Raw genomic sequence first — 7,280 nt, 5'->3', positions numbered from 1 at the left:
CAGTGTGAAAGGACCATTTTCTGAAACCGGGAAGTTAATCGCTTCACCGGAAGGGTTTATGGCGATAATGATCACTTCATAGGCTGGATCAATGTTTTCATAAGGGGCTTCATCACTGATGCGCTGAACAATCAATCCGGGCACCTGGTTCGGTCCGGTGTTCAGGTAAGTTATACGGTCAATGACGTCCTGTTCTGTTTTCAGCCTGAGCAGCGGTGAGCTTTTCCGGATTTTTAACAGACGCTGAAAATTGGCATCAGCCAGGGCAATAGCCGACTGGTCCGGGCGGGTGGTGTCATCGGCAATAATGGTTTTAATCAGGTTCCAGTTATTGCCGTCTTTGTCTTCCCTGGGCAGGCCCTGATTCCAGTAGTTATTGTCCGGGTCGGGCATGCGGTTAAACCAGTCACCAGAATCATAACTGTCCCTTTCCATGGACTTTGACCGTAGCCGTTCTGAGCCGGCATGAATAAAAGGAACCCCCTGACTTAACAGGGTGATGCCCAGCGCCAGGTTATGGAGTTTAACCCGGTTGGCCGTGGGCATTCCTCTGGGCAGTTTATACATCATAATATCCCAAAGCGTCTGGTTATCATGCTTGGAGACGTAATTGATCACCTCCTGGGGATCAAGACTGTAACCCGCCGGTGCACCGTTATAGTCGTAATCCATGCCATAACGGAGGGTTCCGTGACAATCCACGAATCGGAAGTTTTTCAGGTTAGCCGCCATGCCCAGCCGAATGATATCGGCATGGGCGCACAGCGCCGCTTCGGCCTCAGTCACGGGTGCAGACTGTGTTTCATTGGGGTGGTAATACAGTCCTGAGGCGTACCCCTGTGATTGCCGGATGGCGTCGGCTTCGTCAAAAGGGCTGCCACCCCGAACCTTGTCTCTCATTCGGTCGGTGAAGGTGCCGACACCGGTACCCGCCATATTAAGCTGATTGGCGTTAACGCCTCTGGCATTGCCGGCCACTTCGCCAAATTCCCAGCCTTCACCGTAAAAATAGATAGCCGGGTTAATGCCTTGGACAGCCACCAGGGCTTTCTCCATATTACGCTTCAGATGGTGTCCCATCAGGTCGAAGCGGAAAGCATCCACCTTGTAGTCTTTTACCCAGACCTTCAGGGAATCGATCATCAGTTTTTCCATCATATGGAACTCTGACGCCGTGTTTGAGCAACAGGTGGAATTCTCCACCACACCCGTATCCGGATTCAGTCGCTGATAATACCAGGGGACGATTCTATCCAGTACCGACCGGTCTCCGATCCCGTGAGCATGGGTATGGTTGTACACCACATCCATTACCACACCCATTCCGTGTGCTTTCAGGAATTTGACCATTTCCCGGAACTCTTTAATCCGGGCAGTGCCTTCAGCTGTGCTGGCGTAGCTGCCTTCCGGAACCGTGTAATGGAAAGGGTCATAGCCCCAGTTAAAGCTGTCCACAGGGCGAATATGCTGATAGAGGTATTGGGCTTTTTCGGTGTTTGGGTCCAGAGATTGCAAATAAACGTCGATGGTTTGACTAAGCATTGGCGGCTGGCAGAAAGTGCTGAAGTAGTCAGCGTCTGCCTTGACTTCCTCTCTGGCGCAGAGCACTGCCAGGGTTTGCGAGATATCTACGCGGTTGGCAGGATCTTCATCCACAGTGGCAATATCAAATGCCGGCAGCAAATGTACATGAGTTAAGCCGACACCTTGCAACTGCTTTAAATGCGCGGTGGCTTTGTCATCGGTAAATCCGGCAAACTTACCTGCTTTTTGGGCATCCACCCCTGCTGTGTTTATGCTGAAATCCCTTATATGAGTCTCATACAGCACCATATCTTCCGGAGCTTTGGTATTGAATGACACCTGCTTCCAGCCATCCGGTTTTAAATCAGCATCATTGAGATCAACGGCCTGAGAGTACCGGCTGTTGGTGGACAGGCTCAGAGAGTATGGGTCAGTGACTTCATAGTTTTCTATATGGCCGGTCAGGGGATGGAAGACGGTGACCTCGTAGCGATAAAAAGATCGGTTATACCGTGTTTTATTGTCAGTCTTGAAAACCCAGACACCGGCACTGTTTTCTGTCATGTCATGGTATTCTGTTGCTTCATCGTCGGGAGATCGTATCGCCAGCCTGACCTTTTTGGCGGTAGGTGCCCATAGTTTAAACTTAATGCCTGAACCACCGACCCTCGCCCCCAGCTCACCATCGTATTGATATAACTCATCCAGCACGCCCTGAATTTGCACCCGGGTGGCATATTTGGGTTGATCGCCTTTATAGGCGACAGCCAGCAACTGTCCCTTAAGGGCCTCTTTAATCGTTTTTGTCGTTGTGGATACGGTAAGCGGGCTGCGCTGCATCAGGTGAGGGAATTTTTCACGCACGCCGGGATTAATAGTACCGCCTTTGCCGAGTGTGATTTTCTGGTAGTTACCGGACATACCCTCAGGCGACAGCGTCATACTGGCATCGGCGGAATAGAACAACTCAGTTTTATCAACATCACTGCCGCCCCCTTCATTCCAGAGCAGGGTAGCGGCAGAAACCCAGTGCGCCCTGGCACCATCAATAGTTAACGGTGGCCCATCCAGTGGGGTTTTGGAAAACAGATTGTAGCCGCTGTAAGTGTAGGCAAGCTGACCATCGGTATCTGAAAAATTCCAGATCATATCGCCACCAAAGTCTTTCTCATCCCCTTTGTGGACAATGATGTTCAGGCAGTCTTTGGTATTAGAAACGGTATCAGACAGCGGGATTCTGTATAACGCACCGTAGCTCTCGGTGATGCTTTCTGGCATCCACGGCTGGTTCCAGTCGGTGTCCGCTTGCCCGAATGCCTCGCAGTTCTCGTTATTGAACAGGTGCAGACCCCAGCCATCGTAAATGCCATCGGGGCGTTTATAGTAAAGCATCGCTTCTTTATCCGCTGGGTCTCCCGGAGTCTCAACAACAACATGCACATGCTGCACTGTACTGGTAAAACCAAAAGTCTGTTTTGTGGCGCTGATTTCAAGCCTGACAGGAAAATTTCCGGTTTTATCGGCGGCGCACTGTCCTCTCTCCTGACCAGCCTCTTTTGCTGACCCGTTTGCCAACCCTTTTGCCAACCCTTTTGCCAACCCTTTTGTCAACCCTTTTGTCAACCCTTTTGTCAACCCTTTTGTCAACAGGGTTGCGGTGCTCGTGTTCTTGTTCGTGCCCTCGCTCTCGCTCTTTATCCCGGTAGATACCGTCTGGAAATCGGGGAGTCCCGACGTTGAAGAAGACATCTCTGGCCAGATGACAGTAGCCTCTTCCCCTTTTAGCAGCCTTTCCACTAAAGGCTGTTTTTCAATAACGTCTGTTAGTCCTGTGGCATAAAGCGGGTTTGCCATAGCTATAGCCGTTAGCAAAAGCAGGTTCTGAATCTTCATAACTGTGATCCATTACTCCAGAGTTTTTCATTAGCAGAGGCGGTTTCGTAAAAGAGAAAAGCGGCAAGACTGATGACAAATACGTTCATGGCAGTTCCCGCACAATAGCTTCTTTCGTTTCGTGTCATGGGCTGGGCTTGTTATGTGAAGAATCAGAGAGATAAAGCAGTTTTTTCATAGGTCAATCAGGATTGATACTTTAGTTGACAAGTGTAGTTTATTTTAAAAGAAAGCTTGCTTTGACTCTCTGCCAACATGAAAGGATCATCATGTCGATTGTCATTTCATAGACCAGACTCTGTGGGAAGGTTGCCGATCAGTTTCCGAGCTATTGATGATAAAAGGGGGAGATGGGTTTAAAAAGCACTATCTGCACTTGGCGACATGCGTGGGTGAGGGGGGATTAAGTATGTTGTCAACTGAAATGATGCTGTTGGCAAGATACGGAAGCCCCATAATTCCGCTTGCTGAATGTTGCCAGGAAATTACAGGGCTCTCCTATAAGAAAGCCTGTGAAGCGATAAATCTTGGGAAATGGCCTTTCCCCGTAACCACTTCAGTTAATACTGGCGCCGGTAATTAGATGGCGGCATTTTCATAGGCTTGCGAAAGCAGCGAGAGAAATACATCTGCTTAACATATCCAAGCTCATCAGCGATTTGAACAATTCGCCTGTCAGTATGAATCAGTTTATTACAGGCGGCAGCCATCCGTTTTTCCTCTCGCCATTGCATGATGCTGACCGCGGGAAAAAACCGGTGACAGTTCCTCAATTTTGAATGAATTCAAGAATGACGACCCGCCCCGGTTTTCTGACAAAAGTTGCCTCATACCCCGGGCGATGCTACTAATTAATATCCTCTCTCTGTGAATTTTTACCCTGAGTTTTCAGTCTCCATAAGACTTTCCATTAAACAACAGGCAAACACATCATGATTTACAAAAATCCCGGTGAGCCAGACGCGCTGCTTAATTTTAAACCACAATACGAGAACTACATCGGAGGCCAATGGCTTGCTCCGGTCAATGGCGTCTATTTTGAAAATATCACTCCGGTGACCGGCGCTGTTATTTGTCAGATTCCCCGTTCGACAGAGGCCGACATCAACCTGGCGCTGGATGCCGCTCACGAGGCTAAATCGGCATGGGGCAAAACATCGGCAACAGACAGATCAAATATACTACTGAAAATAGCCGACCGGATTGAGCAGAACCTTGAATTACTGGCAGTGGCTGAGACCTGGGATAATGGCAAGGCCGTTCGGGAGACGCTGGCTGCTGATATTCCCCTGGCCGTGGATCATTTCCGTTATTTTGCCGGTTGTATCCGCGCGCAGGAAGGTTCCAGCGCTGATATTGACCAGCATACGGTTTCCTATCATTTCCATGAACCGCTGGGCGTAGTGGCGCAGATCATCCCCTGGAATTTCCCACTGTTAATGGCTGTCTGGAAACTGGCTCCAGCGCTTGCAGCGGGTAACTGCATCGTGTTGAAACCCGCTGAACAAACCCCGGCGTCTATTCTGGTGTTGATGGAAATTATGGGTGACCTGTTACCAGCGGGCGTTTTAAATGTGGTTAATGGCTATGGGCCGGAGGCCGGTGAAGCCCTGGCAACCAGCAATCGTATCGCCAAAATCGCCTTTACCGGCTCAACACCGGTGGGTTCCCACATTCTCAAATGTGCGGCAGAAAATATTATCCCCTGCACCGTTGAACTCGGTGGTAAATCGGCCAATATTTATTTTGAGGATGTCGTGCAACAGGAAGATGAGTACCTGAGCAAATGTGTTGAGGGCACCGTACTGGCCTTCTTTAACCAGGGAGAAGTCTGCAGCTGTCCTTCCCGGGTTCTGATCCAGGAGACCATTTACGATGAGTTTATCAGTCAGGTGGTTGAACGGGCTCAGCAGATCCAGCGTGGCAATCCACTGGATACGGATACTCAGATGGGTGCTCAGGCATCCCTGGAACAATTCGACAAAATCATGAGTTACCTGGAAATTGGCCGCCGTGAAGGTGCGCAGTTCCTGTTGGGCGGCAGTCAGGAAAATATGGGGAGCGGTTTTGAGAACGGTTTTTATATTCAGCCCACCCTGCTGAAAGGGACTAACGATATGAGAGTCTTCCGGGAGGAAATATTTGGTCCGGTGGTTGGCGTTACCACGTTTAAAGATGAAGCAGAGGCACTGGCCGTTGCCAACGATACCGAGTTTGGCCTGGGGGCGGGTGTCTGGACGCGGGACATGAACCGGGCTTTCCGTATGGGGCGTGGTATTGAAGCGGGCAGGGTGTGGACCAATTGCTACCATCACTATCCGGCACATGCCGCTTTTGGTGGTTACAAGAAGTCGGGGGTTGGTCGGGAAACTCACAAGCGGGCATTGGAGCATTACCAGCAAACCAAAAACCTGCTGGTGAGTTACGATATTAATCCGCTGGGCTTTTTCTAACCGGAATCACTGAATATCTGTGAATTCAATCAACAACTGGGAAGCCGTTATTAATATAATTTTTCCTCATTTATAAACTTGTTTATAGATTTTTTACTGATATTTGGTTTACTGCGGGGGAATAGGACGGTAAAAACAGAGTTGGATGGAAACAGAGAGCCAACTGCAAAAACGTGATTGCTCCTGTTATCCATTCCAGCGCATCAATAAAAAAAAATGCTGAGCATCTGTCGCTATGGAGTAGCACTTATGAATGAGATAAGAATAATTCTTGAACTGGCCATACATAACTACAAAGATCAATTCGAAAGGTCAGAAGACCTGAATACCCTGTATCAAAATGCAACCGACTCTGAGAAAGCCATCATTGACAAGGTTATAAAGCTGATTGGATCAGAAACCCTGCCTAAAATATGGGTTTACCTTAACCGCTAAAAGCCAGAGTTTCTAATAAAGTGGATCTTCGTCGTTTCATATGGATTTTGCCAGATATTATCGGATAAAACCCACACTGAACGACGATGAGCATACAAAAAACCATCGCTTTTTGAAAGCATTGCCAAGGGGCTAAGGAGACTTTCTTTTAAAATAAACTACACTTGTCAATTAAATCATCAACATTGGTTGTCCCACCCGGAAAACGGCTTTATCTCCCTGCTTTCTTCGTATAACACATTTTTTCCCCCTCTTGTTTGATGGATCACAGTCATGAAGATTCAGAACCTGCTTTTGCTAACGGCTATAGCTATGGCAAACCCGCTTTATGCCACAGGACTAACAGACGTTATTGAAAAACAGCCTTTAGCGGAAAGGCTGTTAAAAGGGGAAGAGGCTACTGTCATCTGGCCAGAGATGTCTTCTTCAACGTCGGGACTCCCCGATTTCCAGATGGTACCCACCGGGATAAAGATCGAGAGCACGAACAAGAACAAGAGCTCTGCCACCTTCTCGACAAACGGGTCAGCAAAAGGGACTGGTCAGGAGACAGGACAGTTGGTCGCTGATAAAACCGGAGACCCTCCTGTCAGGCTTGAAATCAGCGCCACAAAACAGACTTTTGGCTTTACCAGTACATTGCAGCATGTGCATGTTTTTGTTGAGGCTCTTTTAGTTGAGACGCCCGGAGAACCTGCGGATAAAGAAGCGATTCTTTACTACAAACGCCCCGATGGCATTTACGATGGCTGGGGGCTGCACCTGTTCAATAACGAGAACTGCGAGGCATTCGGGCAAGCGGATACCGACTGGAACACCGGACCGAACCAGGTTCCCGGATTGATTGTTCAGCGCATCAGTGATGAAGCCCCTTATGAAAACATTGATCCAGCCTATGAAGTGATCATTATCGCCATAAACCCTTCCGGTGAAGCGATTAACTTCCCGGTTTCAGAAAATGGTCCTTTCACACTG

5 protein-coding genes are annotated in these 7,280 nt (G+C 48.8%); 3 read left to right on the top strand and 2 right to left on the bottom strand.

Features of this window, described 5'->3' with window-relative positions; genetic code table 11:
- Both pulA and RM811_RS09865 read right to left on the bottom strand, forming a co-directional pair.
- On the bottom strand, nucleotides 1–3,417 hold a 3,417-nt coding region (gene pulA, locus RM811_RS09870), incomplete at its 3' end, for a pullulanase-type alpha-1,6-glucosidase (RefSeq protein WP_402523501.1).
- Between the two features lie 560 nt (nucleotides 3,418–3,977).
- Complete coding sequence (locus RM811_RS09865) at nucleotides 3,978–4,151, bottom strand: helix-turn-helix domain-containing protein (RefSeq protein ID WP_402523499.1); 174 nt, start codon at nucleotides 4,149–4,151, stop codon at nucleotides 3,978–3,980.
- Nucleotides 4,152–4,349: 198 nt separating this feature from the next.
- On the opposite strand from RM811_RS09865, the gene RM811_RS09860 reads away from it, so the two are divergent.
- From RM811_RS09860 to RM811_RS09850, 3 genes are all read left to right on the top strand, one after another.
- Nucleotides 4,350–5,870 (top strand): aldehyde dehydrogenase family protein, encoded by a 1,521-nt coding sequence (locus RM811_RS09860; protein ID WP_402523497.1) that lies wholly within the window; start codon nucleotides 4,350–4,352, stop codon nucleotides 5,868–5,870.
- A gap of 249 nt (nucleotides 5,871–6,119) precedes the next feature.
- Entirely contained in the window at nucleotides 6,120–6,305 is a 186-nt protein-coding gene (locus RM811_RS09855) for a hypothetical protein (protein WP_402523495.1), read from the top strand.
- Nucleotides 6,306–6,578: 273 nt separating this feature from the next.
- Nucleotides 6,579–7,280: hypothetical protein (locus RM811_RS09850; protein WP_402523492.1), on the top strand; the 702-nt coding region annotated here is incomplete at its 3' end.

It is taken from the genome of Endozoicomonas sp. (assembly GCF_031844845.1).
In the GTDB taxonomy this organism is placed as follows: Bacteria; Pseudomonadota; Gammaproteobacteria; order Pseudomonadales; family Endozoicomonadaceae; genus Endozoicomonas.
The sequence above is the reverse complement of the archived record's forward strand: the minus strand, read 5'-3'. Positions and strand labels throughout refer to the sequence as shown.

Excerpts from the sequence above, each read along its gene's own strand:
- RM811_RS09865 (WP_402523499.1), bottom strand. The coding sequence starts at position 4,151 with ATGCAATGGCGAGAGGAAAAACGGATGGCTGCCGCCTGTAATAAACTG.
- RM811_RS09860 (WP_402523497.1), top strand. The coding sequence starts at position 4,350 with ATGATTTACAAAAATCCCGGTGAGCCAGACGCGCTGCTTAATTTTAAA.
- RM811_RS09855 (WP_402523495.1), top strand. The coding sequence starts at position 6,120 with ATGAATGAGATAAGAATAATTCTTGAACTGGCCATACATAACTACAAA.